The sequence below is a fragment of the Mesorhizobium sp. M0296 genome (assembly GCF_040321675.1).
In the GTDB taxonomy this organism is placed as follows: domain Bacteria; phylum Pseudomonadota; class Alphaproteobacteria; order Rhizobiales; family Rhizobiaceae; genus Mesorhizobium.
Genome location: NZ_JAMYRZ010000003.1, coordinates 216,960 through 231,520 on the forward strand (window position 1 = coordinate 216,960; position 14,561 = coordinate 231,520).

The window sequence follows — 14,561 nt, forward strand, 5'->3', positions numbered from 1 at the left end:
CTCTATCAGCCGGCTGAGAGTGGCCTTTTGATAGTCTTCAACAGCGCGCGCTGGATGAGTTCGTTGCCGGCGACCAGTGAACCGGCGTTCAGCACATCCTGTCCCCCGGCGAAATCGGAGACGAAACCGCCTGCCTCGCGGATCAGCAAAATGCCGGCGGCGACATCCCAGGCCGACAGGCCGGTTTCCCAGAACCCGTCCATGCGGCCAGCGGCGACGTAGGCGAGATCGAGCGAGGCGGAGCCGAGACGGCGGACGCCAGAGACCTCGGCCATGACATTGCGCAACTCGATGAGGAAATTGCCGTGCTGGCCACGCCCGAGATGCGGCATGCCGCAGCCGATCACCGCATCGACCAGCTTGGTGCGGCCGGCGACGCGCAGCCGGCGGTCGTTCATGAAAGCGCCGCCGCCGCGCTCGGCGGTATAGAGCTCATCCATCGCCGGATTGTAGACGACGCCGGCGACGATCTGGCCCTGGCGCTCCAGCGCGATCGAAACGGCAAAGAGCGGAATGCCGTGCAGGAAATTGGTGGTGCCGTCGAGCGGGTCGACGATCCAGCGGTGCTGGCCGTCGTCGCCCTCGATCACGCCGCGTTCCTCCATCAGGAAGGCGTAGCCGGGCCGCGCCTTGGAGAGTTCGGCAAAGACGATGTCTTCGGCCTTGCGGTCGGCCTGGCTGACATAGTCGCCCGGCCCCTTCATCGAGACCTGCAGGTTCTGCACTTCGCCGAAGTCACGCGACAGCGAGCGGCCGGCCTTCATTGCGGCCTGGACCATGACATTGAGGATCGCGGAACGCGCCATTGCTGTTCTTCCTGTCGCTGCGCCTATTTGCCTTGACGCATGATCTTATCCAAAAAGTCTGCAACTCTTTGGGATCACGCCTTAGTCGGCGCGGCGCACGTAAGTGATTTCGTTGGTATCAACGATGATGCGCTCGCCCGAGCCGATGAACGGCGGCACCAGCACGCGGATGCCGTTTTCGAGTATCGCCGGCTTGTAGGACGAGGCTGCCGTCTGGCCCCTAACCACCGGGTCGGCCTCGGTGATGGTCAGCGTCACCTGGTCGGGCAGCGAAATGCCGATCGGCCTTTCGTCATAGAGCTGGACCGTCACCATCATGCCGTCCTGCAGGAAGGCGGCGCGATCGCCGACGAACTCCTTTTGCAATTCGAGCTGCTCGTAGCTTTCGGTGTCCATGAACACCAGCGCGTCGCCCTGCTCGTAGAGGAAGGAAAAATCCTTCAGATCGAGCCGGATCTGCTCGACCGTCTCGGCCGAACGGAAGCGCTCGTTGAGCTTGGTGCCGTTGATCAGGTTCTTGAGTTCGACCTGGTTGTAGGCGCCGCCCTTGCCGGGCTTGACGGTGTTGGTCCTGACCGCCACCCAAAGGCCGCCATCATGCTCGATGACGTTGCCGGGACGGATTTCGTTGCCATTGATCTTGGCCATGGTGAGGTGATCCGGAAATGAGATGATCGCCGCAAAGGGCAATTTGGCGCCTCCAAGACCACAAATCGCCAGCAGAGGCAAGGAGCGCCTTCCGATGAAGCGGGAACGAAGCTGGCCCGGCAGCGCGGCGTGGTGGCCTCAGTCCGCCCTGACAGTCGCGGTGACGGCCTCGGTCACCGCGTCGGCGACCTCTCTCAAAAGATGCAGGTGCGGCGAACGCAGCACGACAATTCGCAGCGACAGCTCGAGGCCGGGAGCGTCGACCAGGGCAATGCCCTCAAGCAGCTTTTCCCGCAGCAGCCGCCTGGGCAGCAGGCCAAGGCCTTGGCCTCGACGAACCCAGTCGATCTGCAGCGCGCCGTCCTGAATCTCGGCGCCGACCATCAACCTGTGGCCGCCCTCGGCCAGGGCAGCCGCCAGCCGCCGGCGCGCGTCGCAGGGTTCAGGGCTGAGGACCCAGGGCGTGGTCTTGACGTCGGCTTGCCGGCTGGTGTTTTCGGCAGCGATGATGCCGAGGGGCTCGGTTCCGACAACGCCGTCTCCAGTTTTGGAATTGCTGCCGTCCAGGATGAAGGCGAGGTCGAGCTGTCCGCGCTTGTGCTGGTCGGCCAGCTCAAGACTCCAGCCGCTCTTCAGACGCAGCGAAATCTTCGGAAACCGCGCCACGGCATCAGCAATGGCGGCGGCCACGGCTTTGTCGCAAAGTCCATGCGCGAGGCCGAGCCGCAGCAGGCCCTCCGGCTCGTTGCCCTTGGCGAATGATCTCAGCGCGTCGACGGCGGCGAGAATGTCCTTGCCGCGTGCCAGCACCTCTACGCCGGCCGGGGTCAGTCGCGACGGCTTTAGCCGGCGGTCGAGCAATTCCGTGCCGAGCATCTCCTCCAGCCGCTGGATCTGGCGGGTGACGGCCGGCTGCGTCAACGGCAGGCGTCGAGCCACCTTCTGAATCGAACCCTCCTCGGCAAAGAGGGCCAGTGTTTTCAGTTCTTCAAGCACGACACACCCGAACATGTCATAGAGGCATAATTATTCTGAACATTATGAATTTGAAATCCGACGGATGGCAAGCGATTTTCCTCCGGCAGGACCCAGCTGGAAAGGAACGACGATGAAGGCGATCGAATTGCAGAGCCCGGGCGGCCTCGAGAACCTCAGAATGGTCGAGCGGCCGATGCCTGAGTCAGGGCGCCAGGAGATGATTGTGAAGGTCAAGGCGACGGCGCTGAACTACCGCGATGCCGAGATCGTCCGCGGCAGCTATCACACGAAGTTTGCATTGCCGCTGGTGCCGCTGTCGGACGGCGTCGGCGAAGTCGTTGCCATCGGCGCCGAGGTCAGCCGGTTCAAGATCGGCGACCGGGTCTGCGGCACGTTCTGGCAGCGCTGGGTCGGCGGCAGTTTCGCGATGGCCGAGCCATCCTATCAACGCGGCGGCCCGATCGACGGGCTGCTCAGCGAATTTGCCCGGCTCGACGAACAGGCGGCGGTGCTGGTGCCGGCCAATCTGAGCGACCTCGAGGCGGCGACGCTGCCATGCGCCGGCGTGACGGCATGGCACGCGCTGTTTACGGAGGGCAGCGTCAAGCCCGGCGACACCGTGCTTTGCCTCGGCACCGGCGGCGTTTCGCTGTTTGCGGTGCAGTTCGCCGCCGCTGCCGGGGCGCGCGTCATCGTGACGTCGAGCAGCGACGAGAAGCTTGCGCGGGCAAAGCAACTTGGCGCGCAGGATGGCGTGAACTATCGCAGCGTCCCCGATTGGGCATCGGCCGTGCTGGGATTGACGGATGGCCGCGGCGCCGACCATATTATCGAGGTTGGCGGACCGCAGAGTTTTGCACAATCGCTGAGGGCAGCGGCGCGCGGCGCCCAGATCAACGTCATCGGCTATCTCGGCGGCAGTGACGGCGCCGTCAACCCGCTCGACATCTTCCGCCGGCAGGTCAGGGCGCGAGGCATACCGGTGGGCTCACGCGAATCCTTTGAAGAGATGAACCGCGCTATCGCCGTCAACCGTTTGAAACCGGTGATCGACCGGGTCGTGCCATGGAGCCGGGCCGCCGAAGCCTTTCGGTACCTTGAACACGGCTCTCTCTTCGGCAAGGTCGTGCTCGATCATACGCAATGAGCCCGCCTGACGAGCCCGGTGCGATGAGTCGCGAGATCGCGGTCAGGGCAGGCGGTTGGCCCGTTGCAGCGCCTGCTGCGTCTGCTCGTCGGTCAGGCCCTGCAGGAAATCGTCCATCTCTTGGTCGATGAGCCCGGCGCGGCGGGCGACAACATACCAGGCGCCGGCGAGGATGAGATCCGGGTCGGTGCCGATGCCGTTCATGTAGAGCTTGGCGAGACGGTTCTGGGCGGCGACATTGCCCCCTTCGGCGGCCTGCTTCATCCAGTTGAAGCCGGATTTCAGGTCGCGGGCGCCGCCGCGCCCCTCGATCATCCAGGTTGCGAGATCGATCTGTGCCGTGTCGTAGTTCTGCCGCGCGGCCTGTGCCAGCAGGCCGCGGGCGCGGACATCGTCGCGCGGCTTGCCGCCGGCGCCATTGGCGTAGACCTGTGCCATCGCATATTGTGCGTCGGCAAGCCCGGTCGCGGCAGCGCGCTCGTAATAGGATACGGCTTTGGCAATACCGGCATCGCCGGGCTCCTGTTCGACCATCAGCTGCGCAAAATTGAACTGCGCCAGGCGGTTGCCGGCCTCGGCGGCGGCCTGCATCAGCGCATAGGCCTCCTTCTCGTCCTTTTTGACGTAGCGGCCGTCGAGCAGCATCAGCGCATACTGGAATTGCGATTCCGGGACGCCCTGCTCGGCGGCAAGCGCATACCACTTCGCCGCCCCTGCCGCGTCGACCGGCACGCCGAGGCCGCGCGACAATATCTCGGCCACCAGCGTCTGTGCCGCCGGATCGCCGTTTTGAGCGCGCGAAAGCGCAAGGTTGTAGGCCGTCTTGTAGAGTCCGCGCTGAAAGGCGCCATAGGCAGCGTCGGACGGCTTTGCGCCGAAGCGGTCGGGGTTGATGGTATCGGCCGACGGCAACGGGGCGGTGGTGGCGGGCTGCGGCAATTGTGCGGCGATCGGCTTGTCGGCAGGTTCGCTGGAATCCGGCCTGGGCTGCGGCAGAGGAACGGGTTCCGCCGCTATCGCCTGCGTCACGGCCGTTGCGAGAAAGGCGCTGAAAAGGATTCTCCGCGAGAGCACGTCAGTCCTCGAAACGCGGCGCGGTTTCGTCGAGCAGCGCGTTGGCGGCGGCAACCGCCATCTTCGGATCGACGTCGTCGGCGAAGACGGCGCTGGACAGCGCCACGAATTCAGCGCCGGTGGCGGCGACCGCTTCCACCGAGGCAAGATCGGATCCGGCCATGACGATGCAGGGGATCTGGATGACGTCCGCCCACCATTGCCCGAGCGACAGGTTGCGCGGGTGCGGCTCAGGCTTGTTGTCGTAGCCGAAACGGCCGAAGAAAATGTAATCAGGCCTGACTTCGCCGAGTTCCAGCGCATCGTCGCGGGTCTTGGCGCCGCCGGTGCCGACCATCATCCTGGCCTGGAAGTGTTGGATCGTTTCGGCGAGCTCGTCCTTGCCGACCTCGACATGAATGCCGTCGGCCTGGACGCGGCCGGCGATGCGGGTGTCGCCGGCAATGATGACGGCAATGCCGGCCGCTTGCGCCACCGGCACGATCTGCTCGGCAAAGGCTTGGAAAGAGGCCTCGTCCATACCGTTTTCCGGCAGGATAAGCGAGGCGACGTCACCGCCGTCGAAGGCCGCGGCGATGCGCTCGGCCGGCACGTTCGGCGGCGCGATCAGCACGATGCGGCAGCGGTTGGGCGGCGTTGCGTCATTCATTGGTGTTCGGTCCCGGTTATCGCCTATGCCGGGCGAAGATGGTTGCATTGCGGCATAGAGCAAAGTGCGGGAGTTGAACAGGCGGCAGGGGGATCACGATTGCCGTCAACGATTTTATGGGGCTCGGCGCATGGCTGCCGTTGGCCGAAATTCTCCCCGCCGGTCGCTTGCGGCCCCTACGCAGGCACCTTCGATTTCCACAGCGACCAGCCGAGATTCATGCCGGCGGCGGCGACCAGGATGGCGGCGGCGCCGACGATCTGCGCCGGATGCAGCCGGTGGCCGAAGGCGACGACGTCGACGAGGATGGCGACGACTGGGTAGATGAAGGACAGCGATCCCTGCAGATGCGTCGGCAGCTTCTGGATGGCGCCGTACATGAGGATGTACATCAGACCGGTATGGACGATGCCGAGTGTCGCCAGCATGACCCAGCTCCGCGCATCGACGGGAAGGTGGGTGAGATTGGCGAAGGGTGCCAGCATGAGAACGCCGACGCAGACCTGGATCAGGGCGATCAGGTGCGGCGGCGTGCCTTTGAGCTTCTTGGTGACGATAGCCGCAACGGCCCAGAAGAAAGCCGCGGCCAGCGCCATCGCAATGCCGGTAAAGTAATCCGTACCATGATCGCCTGCATCGGGCGCGGCCTGCACGATCAGCAGCATGCCGGCGAAGGCGATGCCGAGCCAGGTCAGCTTGGTCATCGTCAGCCGTTCGGAGAAGAAGAGCGCGCCAAAACCCACCAGCATGAAGGGCTGCGTGTTGTAAACGGCCGTGGCGATCGAGATCGACGCGCGGGAAAACGCGCTGAACAGCAACAGCCAGTTGATAACGATGGCAGCACCGCCGAGCGCCGCGATCGTGACGATGCGAAGCGACAGCCTGCCGCGCAGCAGCCCAAGCGCCGCGCAGATGATCAGTAGCGTTACCGCACCGAAAGCACAGCGCCAGAACACCACGTCCATGATGGGCTGGCCGGAAAGGACGACGAACCAGCCGATCGTGCCGAGGATCGCCATCGCCGCCGTCATTTCGATCGTGCCGCGTACCGTGCTGTCCATGGGTGCTCCTGAAACTCGTTGAGATTTTATAATCCCACAGCGGATCGGGTCTTTCCATGACTTCTAGCTGGTGATATGCAGGGCAAACCTAATTAAATTAGGTAAGAATCGGCTTTTTCTTGGAATTGTAAAATGCTGGACGAGCTCGATAGAAAGCTCCTCGATATCCTGGTCAAGGATTCACGGACCTCGCTGAAGGAACTGGCGCTGCAGGTCGGGTTGTCGTCACCAAGCGTTTCGGAGCGGCTTCGGCGGCTAGAGGATCGCGGCGTCATCCGCGCGTTCACCATCGACATCGATCCGCAGGCGCTCGGCTACGCCTTGCAGGCGATCGTTCGCATCCGGCCATTGCCGGGCAAGCTGCACATCGTCCAGAAGCTGATCGAGGAAATCCCGGAATTCGGCGAATGCGACAAGGTGACGGGCGATGACTGCTTCGTTGCCCGGCTGTTCGTCCGCTCGATCGGCGAGCTCGACGGGATTCTCGACCGCATCGCCGACAAGGCCGAAACCAGCACCGCCATCATCAAGGCGCAGCCGATCCGGAGACGCCCGCCGCCGCTCGACATGCCAAACATGTGACGGATTTCGGTCGCGTGGCCCACATATTTGCGGTCGCGGTCTGGCCATTTCTGGTTTATTCCAGAGATCACTTTCCCTCCAGCGTCCCTTCCCCATGTCAGGCCTGCTCGTCGATCCCTGGTTCTATGCCGCGGCCATTCCGGCCGTCATCCTCGTCGGCCTGTCGAAAGGCGGCTTCGGCGGCGCCGTCGGCTTTGTCGGCGTGCCGTTGATGGCGCTGACCATGCCGCCGGTTCAGGCTGCCGCAATTCTTCTGCCAATTCTGTGCCTGATGGACATTGTCTCGGTGTGGACGTGGTGGGGCATCTTCGACCGCAAGATGCTGGCCGACATGATGCCGGGCGCCGTGATCGGCATTGCCCTTGGCTGGCTGACGGCGGCACTTGTAACCGAAGAGATGGTGCGGCTGATCGTCGGCGCGGTTGCCCTGATCTTCGTGCTGCGCTGGCTCTATTTGCAGCTCCGCCACGGTGCCGGCCACGCGGCGGAGCCCAACCGCGTCGCCGCGGGCTTCTGGGGAACCGTTGCCGGGTTCACCAGCTTCGTCGCCCATGTCGGCGGCCCGCCTTTTCAGGTCTATGCGCTGCCCATCAGGCTCGATCCGAAGGTGCTGTCGGGCACCGCGGCGATCTTCTTCGCCGTCACCAATGCGCTGAAGCTCATCCCTTATTTCGCGCTCGGCCAGTTCGATACCACCAATTTGACTGCGTCGGCGGTGCTGATGCCGCTGGCGCCGCTGTCGACAATCGCCGGCGCCTGGCTGGTGCGGCGGATGCGGCCGGAGCTGTTCTATCCCTTCACCTATGCGACCGTGGCGGTCGTCGCGGTCAAGCTTCTGTGGGACGGCATCGCCGGCCTCCTGTAAGACGGCGGCCCCATTCGGCCGCCGCCGGTTCCTTACACCTCAGGCGGCACTCGGCAGCAGCTGCCGCGTCCTGCCAAGCGCGAGCGCGGCGCCGGTTGCCAGTACGAACGCCATGCAGCCCAGAATGGTGATGTCGTGCAGCGTCGGCTTCAGCACCATGTCCGCGATGATCACCAGCATCACCGAATAGTCGAAGCGCGCGGCGCTGAGGACGCGCTGGCCCTGGGCAAGCACTGCCGGCGTCACGCCCTCCTTGGCGATCATGCCTGCCATGCGGTCGGCAGTCGGCTTGAAGATGAACATGCCGATGCAGAAGGTCGTCGCATAACCGGCAAGGCCGATCAGCACCCACAGATCGGAAAAGCCGACCCAGAAGCCGCACATGATGAGGCCGAAAAGCAATGTCAGCATCGACATCGGCGCGAAGAACCGGTTGCCGAGCTCGCCGGTGGCGCGCATCGCCTGCAGCATGCCTTCGACGTTTCCAGCGCGGTCGGCGCGTACCGCGAGCAGCATCAGCGTGAAGCCGCCGCCGACCCAGAGGATCGCCGAGACGATATGCAGAAATTTAACGGCCGAGTACCAGTCCATTATTCGCTCCTTGAGAGATTTGATGATTTGCCGGAGCGCAAGGTTTGCTCCGCCTCGTTGCGAGGAGCGGGCGTTTACCGCGGCGCCTGTTTCGGAACGATGTCGCGCGGCGAGCGGATCTGTTTCGATATGTCGGTCACGATCTGGAGGAAACATGGCGCAAGCGCGTCGCCCCGACTTTCCAGCCGGTAGTGGGAACGGGTGCCGTGGCCAGTCAGCTGTGCTGTTACGGCACAGATGCTGGGCGCTTGATCGAAAAATATGCCCTGCGTTAAGGCTTCGTTAAGCTTTACAGGCGTTTACTATGTCCATCCAGTGATCTGGATTCTTACCGAGTGGTTGGAGCCACTTTGTTTGACGCCTCCCTGTTAAACTCCTGAGAGCCGCCTTATCCGCGGCTCTTTTTTTGTCCGCCGGCATGGGCGTCCTTCCGGCTAAATGCGGCCGTTAACCGTTTGTTAAACATGTGCTTGCCTTCGCTGGCAGCGAAGCGCATTTTCAAGCTTCAGTCGTTTAGGCTGCCGGATATGGCGGCCAAGAGCCGAATCGGCCGGCTGTCAGGCAAGTGCAGGGGCGTAGCGATGAACGAGCCTTCGAAGGCGAGCGCGAAAACCATCAAGCTGGCGGAGCGCCGGGTTTTCTCCCAATCCTTCAAGCCGCTCTATCAGGAAGGCATGGGCCTGGTCGAGCAGGCGGCCGAATATCTCGACGGCAAGGGCCGCGCCGAGGCCAAGAAGCTGTCGAGGCTGGCGGCGACGCTTTATGCGGCCGAATCGATGCGGCTGACCACCAGGCTGATGCAGGTCGCCTCGTGGCTGCTTTTGCAGCGGGCGGCGAATTCCGGCGAGATGACCCGCGATCAGGTGGCCTCAGAAAAATCCAAGGTGCGTCTCGACACTGCCTCGGCGCATGACGAGGCGCCCGGCTGGGCCGAGCTGCCGAAGGATTTCATCGACCTCGTCAACCGTTCGCTGCGGCTGCAGGCGCTGGTGCGCCGGATGGACGAGGAGATCTATGGCGGCCTTGCCGAGGTGCCGCCGTCGAGCCGTCGCCTCAATCCGGTCTCCGACCAGATCACGCTGCTCAACACGGCTTTCGCCCGCGGCTGAGAGACCGTTTCATAATTCTACTCCGGCGGCCATCTAGACTAACCGCGAAGGGATGGGCTCGCGATCATCAGGCGGGGAGAATCACGCAGCAGCAGGCGCGATCCGACCTCCACGATAGACCTGATCGCTGGGAGCAGCTCCTGCCCCAATGACGTCAGCTCATACTCCACGGTCGGCGGCGATGTCGGCATCACGTGGCGTGCGAGGACGCCACGCTCCTCGAGATCGCGCAACCTGGCGGTCAGCACCTTCGCCGAAATGGCTGGGATATCGCGGCGCAATTCGGAGAACCGGCGCGGGCCGTCGCTCAAGGACCAGAGCACCTCGGGTGTCCAGCACCCGCCAAGCAGCGCCATGCACCTCGACATGGGGCAGCCGGGAAGCGCCTTCACCTTCGTTCGCATCCTGAGGACCATCGCGCATCTTCCATGAGAGTTTCCAGTTGGTTACCGGAAAATGATGGTAACTACAAGATACGTGGTTTCCGAGGGTAACGAGAGCCGCTATCTGAGGCTCTCAATCCATCCAACCACGAAATGGACAGAACGATGTACGCAATAACTGGAGCAACAGGACAGCTTGGCCGTCTCGTGATCGACGCACTGCTGAAGACAGTTCCGGCCAGCCGGATCGTTGCGGCGGTTCGTGATCCGGCAAAGGCCCGCGATCTTGTCCAACGCGGCGTAGTCGTGCGGGAGGCGGACTATAATCGTCCCGACACGCTCCCGATGGCGCTGGCCGGCATCGATAGACTGCTGCTGATTTCCTCGACCGAAGTCAGCGGCCGCTTGCCGCAGCATCGGTCAGTGATCAAGGCCGCCCAACGGGTGGGGGTTTCGCTGATCGCTTACACAAGCATGCTGCATGCGGACACGTCTCCCGCGAGGCTCGCGGTCGAACATCGGCAGACGGAGGAGGTCATCGCGGCCTCCGGCCTACCCGCCGTCATCCTGCGCAACGGCTGGTACACCGAGAACCATCTGATGGCGCTCCCGGCGGCTCTGGAGCACGGCGCCTTCATCGGCGCCGCAAATGAGGGGCGCTTCTCGTCCGCGGCGCGGCAGGATTATGCCGAGGCCGCGGCCGTGGTGCTGACGAGCGAGGATCAAGCAGGGAGGACTTACGAGCTCGCCGCGGACCAAGCCTTCACGCTCGCCGAGCTTGCGGCGAAGGTCTCGCGGCAATCGGGCAAGGCGATCGCCTACAACGATCTTGCCGGGGCGGCCTATGAGGGTGTGTTGACAGGCGCCGGGCTGCCCGCCGATCTCGCCGCTATCCTGGCCGATGCCGACATTGCAGCCTCACGCGGAGCGTTGTTCGATGACGGCGGCGCCATGAGCCGGCTGATCGGTCGACCGACAACGCCACTGGAGAGCGTCGTTGCGGCAGCATTGCGCGGTTGAAACCGAGACGGCTGTCACATCCGCCAAAGGATCAGAGGACCGTCTGTCGCTCGCGCCAACAGTTATTCAAACGACTAGACTAGCGCAGCTTTCTGCGCTTCCGGTGCTCGCGTACTTATGTACGCTCCGCTCCGGTTCTCGAAAACCACGCTATCTGTCTCGCCAGAGCGAATTCTCAAACATTCTCTAAACCAGACTCGGTTGCTGTTTCTGGTTTGTTCACATTTCGCTGGCATCGCTGCTCGCCGGGGTTAAAGTTGACGGATGGGGGAAGCGATTCGCATCATCGGCATCGATCCAGGGCTGAGGCGCACCGGCTGGGGCATAGTCGAAAGCCTCGGCAATTCGCTGCGCTTCGTCGCTTCCGGCACGGTGCGGTCCGACGACAAGGCCGCGCTGGCGGTGCGTCTTTGCCAATTGCATGACGGGCTCGCCGAGATCCTGCATGCCGCGATGCCGCACGAGGCGGCGGTCGAGCAAACTTTCGTCAACAAGGACGCGGCGGCGACGCTGAAACTCGGCCAGGCACGCGGCATCGCCATGCTGGTGCCGGCGCGTGCCGGCCTTGTCGTTGCCGAATATGCGCCAAACGCCGTCAAAAAGGCGGTGATCGGCGTCGGCCATGGCGACAAGAAGCAGATCCACATGATGGTCAAGGTGCTGATGCCGAAGGCGACTTTCGACACCGACGACGCCGCCGATGCGCTGGCCATCGCCATCTGTCACGCGCATCACCGGCAGAGCATCGCCTACAGGATGGCGGCGCTGGCCGGATAAGTATGTTCTTGACTTGTTCTCCAGTGGGCAATAGGTAATACCAACGAGGTATTACCATGCGCGTTACCACCAAGGGCCAAGTGACCATCCCGAAGGAAATACGGGATCATCTCGGTATCGGCCCGGGCTCGGAGGTGGAGTTCGTCCCCACCGAGGACGGCGCTCGTGTCATAGCCGTCGACGAAAACATGTCGGAGGAGGAAGCCTCGCGCAGATTCAGCCAGATACTCGATCGTATGGCCGGTACGCTGGATCTGGGAGGCATGACGGCGGATGAATATGTGGAATGGCTGAGGGGCCCACGTGAAGATCTCGACATTGATTGACACAAATGTCTTGATCGACGTTTGGGGTCCTGCCGGACGGGAGACGAAATGGTCGGCATCCGCGATTACCGCATGCCGGCGCGACGGCGCACTCGTAATCAATGCAATCGTCTGGTCCGAGCTCGCGCCGTTGATTGCGACCGAACAGGCTCTTCGTCAAGCAGCCGACATGCTCAAGATGGATCGCGAATTTCTGCCGTGGGAAGCAGCCTTCCTCGCTGGTGTCACGCACTCGCGCTATCGCCGCGCCGGCGGCATTCGCGAACGAACCTTGCCGGATTTCTTTATTGGAGCCCATGCGGTTGTCGCTGGGCATCGCCTGCTGACGCGCAATGCTGCGCGCTATCGCGGCTATTTCCCGGACCTCGATATCATCTCTCCGGAAACCCACCCGGCATGATCGGCACGCTCAAATGATCGGCAAGCTAAAAGGCACGCTGGATGAGATCGACGAGGATTTCTGCATCGTCGACGTGCATGGCGTCGGCTATGTCGCCTACTGCTCGGCGCGCACGCTGGCGGCATTGCCGCGGCCGGGCGAGGCGGTCGTGCTGTTCATCGAGACCTATGTGCGCGAGGACATGCTGCGGCTCTATGGGTTCCAGTCGGTGCTGGAGCGCGAATGGTTCCGGCTGTTGATGAACAATGTGCAAGGCGTCGGCGCCAAGGTGGCGCTGGCCATCCTGTCGACTCTGGCGCCGGCCGATCTCGCCAATGCGATTGCGTTGCGCGATATCGCCATGGTCAGCCGTGCGCCGGGCGTCGGCAAGAAGGTGGCGGAGCGCATCGTAACCGAATTGAAGAACAAGGCGCCTGCCTATGCGGGCACTGCCTCCGGCACCATCGGCCTGAAGCAGGAGCTCGGCGAGGGCGTCGCCTCGGCGCCGATCACCGACGCCGTCTCGGCGCTGGTCAATCTCGGCTATTCGCGCGACACCGCCGCCAATGCGGTGGCGGCGGCGCTGAAGACGGCAGGCGAGGAGGCGGACGCCTCGAAGCTGATCCGCTTCGGCCTGAAGGAGCTGGCACGGTGAGACGTTGCCCGACAAATAAATTCCGACTAGGAACAAGAGCATGGTCGGATATGCAAGCTTGACCTCCAGGGGGCAGCTTACGATTCCAAAGAAAGTCCGGAACGAGTTGTCGCTCAAGTCAGGCGATACTGTTGCGTGGACGGTCGTGGATGGTCTCCTGATAGGAACGCCGCGCAATCTCGAATTTGCCGACCTCGCTGGATTTCTAGGCGATCCACCTGACGGGCCTGCTGCGCTGGAACAGATCGACGCGGTGGTAAGAGATGCAGTGGGCCGCCATGTTGCTGGCGAGGAGCACGGCGACGAACGAGAGGGTGCCGGGTGACGTTGATCGGTATCGATATAAACTTTTTCTTTCGGGCGGTATGCGCATGAGCCTTTCGCCACGCCTCATTGCTCCCGACAGACGCGGCGAGGACGCCGAGCAGACCTTGCGGCCGCAGACGCTCGGCGACTTCGTCGGCCAGGCGGCGGTGCGGGCCAATCTCAAAGTCTTCATCGAGGCCGCCAAGGGCCGCAGCGAAGCGCTCGACCATGTGCTGTTCGTCGGCCCGCCCGGCCTCGGCAAGACGACGCTGGCGCAGATCATGGCGCGCGAGCTTGGCGTCAATTTCCGCTCGACCTCGGGTCCGGTCATCGCCAAGGCCGGCGATCTCGCGGCGCTGCTCACCAACCTCGAAGACCGCGACGTGCTGTTCATCGACGAGATCCACCGGCTCAACCCGGCGGTCGAGGAAATCCTCTATCCGGCGATGGAGGATTTCCAGCTCGACCTGATCATCGGCGAGGGGCCGGCGGCGCGCTCGGTCAAGATCGACCTGGCCCGCTTCACGCTCGTCGCCGCCACCACCCGGCTCGGCCTGTTGACCAACCCGCTGCGCGACCGCTTCGGCATTCCGGTGCGGCTCAATTTCTACTCGGTCGAGGAACTCGAGCAGATCGTGCGGCGCGGCGCCCGCATCCTTGCCATGCCGCTCGGCGACGACGGTGCTTTGGAGATCGCCCGGCGGGCGCGCGGCACGCCGCGCATCGCCGGCCGGCTGTTGCGCCGGGTGCGCGACTTCGCCAGCGTTGCCGGCGACGGTCATGTCGACCGCAAGGTCGCCGACGAGGCGCTGACGCGGCTGGAGGTCGACGGGCTCGGCCTCGACGCGCTCGACCGCCGTTATCTGTCGATGATCGCCCGGAATTTCGGCGGCGGGCCGGTCGGCATCGAGACAATCGCTGCCGGGCTTTCCGAGCCACGCGATGCCATCGAGGACATCATCGAACCCTTTCTGATCCAGCAAGGCTTCATCATGCGTACCCCGCGCGGCCGCGTGCTGGCGGCCAATGCCTGGCGGCATCTCGGCCTCGACGCGCCAAAGGACCTGGCGCAGCAGCAGATCAGCTTGTTCCAGGAAGAACCCTAAGTTCCGCTGCTTATGGCTTCGGTGCTGGCAGTTCCCCGGCCCAGCCCTCCAGGTCTTGATCATCGCCGGTCTATGCGCAAAACAGGTGTTGCTTGAAAC

19 protein-coding genes are annotated in these 14,561 nt (G+C 63.5%); 11 read left to right on the top strand and 8 right to left on the bottom strand.

Annotation, left to right across the window (positions count from 1 at the left end; translation table 11 throughout):
• Positions 1 to 5 precede the first annotated feature (5 nt).
• The 3 genes from NKI97_RS05275 to NKI97_RS05285 all read right to left on the bottom strand — a co-directional run bounded on the left by NKI97_RS05275 (position 6) and on the right by NKI97_RS05285 (position 2,450).
• On the bottom strand, positions 6 to 806 hold the full coding sequence (locus tag NKI97_RS05275) for an inositol monophosphatase family protein (RefSeq protein WP_023678017.1): 801 nt from the start codon (positions 804 to 806) through the stop codon (positions 6 to 8).
• A gap of 81 nt (positions 807 to 887) precedes the next feature.
• Complete coding sequence (efp, locus tag NKI97_RS05280; RefSeq protein WP_023678016.1) at positions 888 to 1,454, bottom strand: elongation factor P; 567 nt, start codon at positions 1,452 to 1,454, stop codon at positions 888 to 890.
• A 138-nt stretch (positions 1,455 to 1,592) separates the two neighbouring features.
• Positions 1,593 to 2,450, bottom strand: coding sequence for a LysR family transcriptional regulator (locus NKI97_RS05285; RefSeq protein WP_352832975.1), 858 nt, complete (start codon positions 2,448 to 2,450; stop codon positions 1,593 to 1,595).
• A 112-nt stretch (positions 2,451 to 2,562) separates the two neighbouring features.
• On the opposite strand from NKI97_RS05285, the gene NKI97_RS05290 reads away from it, so the two are divergent.
• Positions 2,563 to 3,579: a zinc-dependent alcohol dehydrogenase family protein gene (locus NKI97_RS05290; protein ID WP_352832978.1), complete on the top strand. Its 1,017-nt coding sequence runs from the start codon at positions 2,563 to 2,565 to the stop codon at positions 3,577 to 3,579.
• 42 nt (positions 3,580 to 3,621) lie between these two features.
• On the opposite strand, the gene NKI97_RS05295 is transcribed toward NKI97_RS05290, so the two are convergent.
• The 3 genes from NKI97_RS05295 to NKI97_RS05305 all read right to left on the bottom strand — a co-directional run bounded on the left by NKI97_RS05295 (position 3,622) and on the right by NKI97_RS05305 (position 6,363).
• Positions 3,622 to 4,653, bottom strand: coding sequence for a tetratricopeptide repeat protein (locus NKI97_RS05295; protein ID WP_352832980.1), 1,032 nt, complete (start codon positions 4,651 to 4,653; stop codon positions 3,622 to 3,624).
• Between the two features lies 1 nt (position 4,654).
• Positions 4,655 to 5,302 (bottom strand): thiamine phosphate synthase, encoded by a 648-nt coding sequence (locus tag NKI97_RS05300; protein WP_352683358.1) that lies wholly within the window; start codon positions 5,300 to 5,302, stop codon positions 4,655 to 4,657.
• 176 nt (positions 5,303 to 5,478) lie between these two features.
• Complete coding sequence (locus NKI97_RS05305) at positions 5,479 to 6,363, bottom strand: DMT family transporter (protein ID WP_352450836.1); 885 nt, start codon at positions 6,361 to 6,363, stop codon at positions 5,479 to 5,481.
• Between the two features lie 132 nt (positions 6,364 to 6,495).
• Between NKI97_RS05305 and NKI97_RS05310 the strand changes: the two genes are divergently transcribed.
• Together NKI97_RS05310 and NKI97_RS05315 are read left to right on the top strand one after the other, a co-directional pair.
• A complete protein-coding gene (locus tag NKI97_RS05310; protein WP_023678010.1) occupies positions 6,496 to 6,945 on the top strand; it encodes an Lrp/AsnC family transcriptional regulator in 450 nt (149 codons plus the stop codon).
• Positions 6,946 to 7,039: 94 nt separating this feature from the next.
• Positions 7,040 to 7,810, top strand: coding sequence for a sulfite exporter TauE/SafE family protein (locus NKI97_RS05315; protein WP_352450835.1), 771 nt, complete (start codon positions 7,040 to 7,042; stop codon positions 7,808 to 7,810).
• 39 nt (positions 7,811 to 7,849) lie between these two features.
• Here the strand turns inward: NKI97_RS05315 and NKI97_RS05320 are convergent, their stop codons facing one another.
• Positions 7,850 to 8,401, bottom strand: a complete 552-nt coding sequence (locus tag NKI97_RS05320; protein WP_352450834.1) for a DUF2269 family protein — start codon at positions 8,399 to 8,401, stop codon at positions 7,850 to 7,852.
• 581 nt (positions 8,402 to 8,982) lie between these two features.
• Here NKI97_RS05320 and rcdA point away from each other — a divergent pair.
• Positions 8,983 to 9,510, top strand: coding sequence for a protease adaptor protein RcdA (gene rcdA, locus NKI97_RS05325; protein ID WP_352450833.1), 528 nt, complete (start codon positions 8,983 to 8,985; stop codon positions 9,508 to 9,510).
• A 38-nt stretch (positions 9,511 to 9,548) separates the two neighbouring features.
• Here rcdA and NKI97_RS05330 read toward each other — a convergent pair whose 3' ends face one another.
• Positions 9,549 to 9,866 carry a winged helix-turn-helix transcriptional regulator gene (locus NKI97_RS05330; protein WP_352450832.1) on the bottom strand — a complete coding sequence of 106 codons (318 nt, stop codon included), beginning with the start codon at positions 9,864 to 9,866 and terminating at the stop codon, positions 9,549 to 9,551.
• A 192-nt stretch (positions 9,867 to 10,058) separates the two neighbouring features.
• On the opposite strand from NKI97_RS05330, the gene NKI97_RS05335 reads away from it, so the two are divergent.
• The 7 genes from NKI97_RS05335 to ruvB all read left to right on the top strand — a co-directional run bounded on the left by NKI97_RS05335 (position 10,059) and on the right by ruvB (position 14,462).
• Positions 10,059 to 10,913, top strand: coding sequence for an SDR family oxidoreductase (locus NKI97_RS05335; RefSeq protein ID WP_352450831.1), 855 nt, complete (start codon positions 10,059 to 10,061; stop codon positions 10,911 to 10,913).
• A gap of 264 nt (positions 10,914 to 11,177) precedes the next feature.
• Complete coding sequence (gene ruvC, locus NKI97_RS05340) at positions 11,178 to 11,690, top strand: crossover junction endodeoxyribonuclease RuvC (RefSeq protein ID WP_352450830.1); 513 nt, start codon at positions 11,178 to 11,180, stop codon at positions 11,688 to 11,690.
• Between the two features lie 56 nt (positions 11,691 to 11,746).
• Positions 11,747 to 12,016 (top strand): AbrB/MazE/SpoVT family DNA-binding domain-containing protein, encoded by a 270-nt coding sequence (locus tag NKI97_RS05345; protein ID WP_352450829.1) that lies wholly within the window; start codon positions 11,747 to 11,749, stop codon positions 12,014 to 12,016.
• Positions 11,994 to 12,416, top strand: a complete 423-nt coding sequence (locus NKI97_RS05350; protein WP_023678002.1) for a type II toxin-antitoxin system VapC family toxin — start codon at positions 11,994 to 11,996, stop codon at positions 12,414 to 12,416. The genes NKI97_RS05345 and NKI97_RS05350 overlap by 23 nt, the downstream gene beginning before the upstream one ends.
• Before the next feature lie 13 nt (positions 12,417 to 12,429).
• Entirely contained in the window at positions 12,430 to 13,050 is a 621-nt protein-coding gene (gene ruvA, locus NKI97_RS05355; protein WP_023678001.1) for a Holliday junction branch migration protein RuvA, read from the top strand.
• 40 nt (positions 13,051 to 13,090) lie between these two features.
• Positions 13,091 to 13,375, top strand: coding sequence for an AbrB/MazE/SpoVT family DNA-binding domain-containing protein (locus NKI97_RS05360; RefSeq protein ID WP_352832984.1), 285 nt, complete (start codon positions 13,091 to 13,093; stop codon positions 13,373 to 13,375).
• 46 nt (positions 13,376 to 13,421) lie between these two features.
• Complete coding sequence (gene ruvB, locus NKI97_RS05365; protein WP_023677999.1) at positions 13,422 to 14,462, top strand: Holliday junction branch migration DNA helicase RuvB; 1,041 nt, start codon at positions 13,422 to 13,424, stop codon at positions 14,460 to 14,462.
• The last annotated feature ends 99 nt before the right edge of the window (positions 14,463 to 14,561 follow it).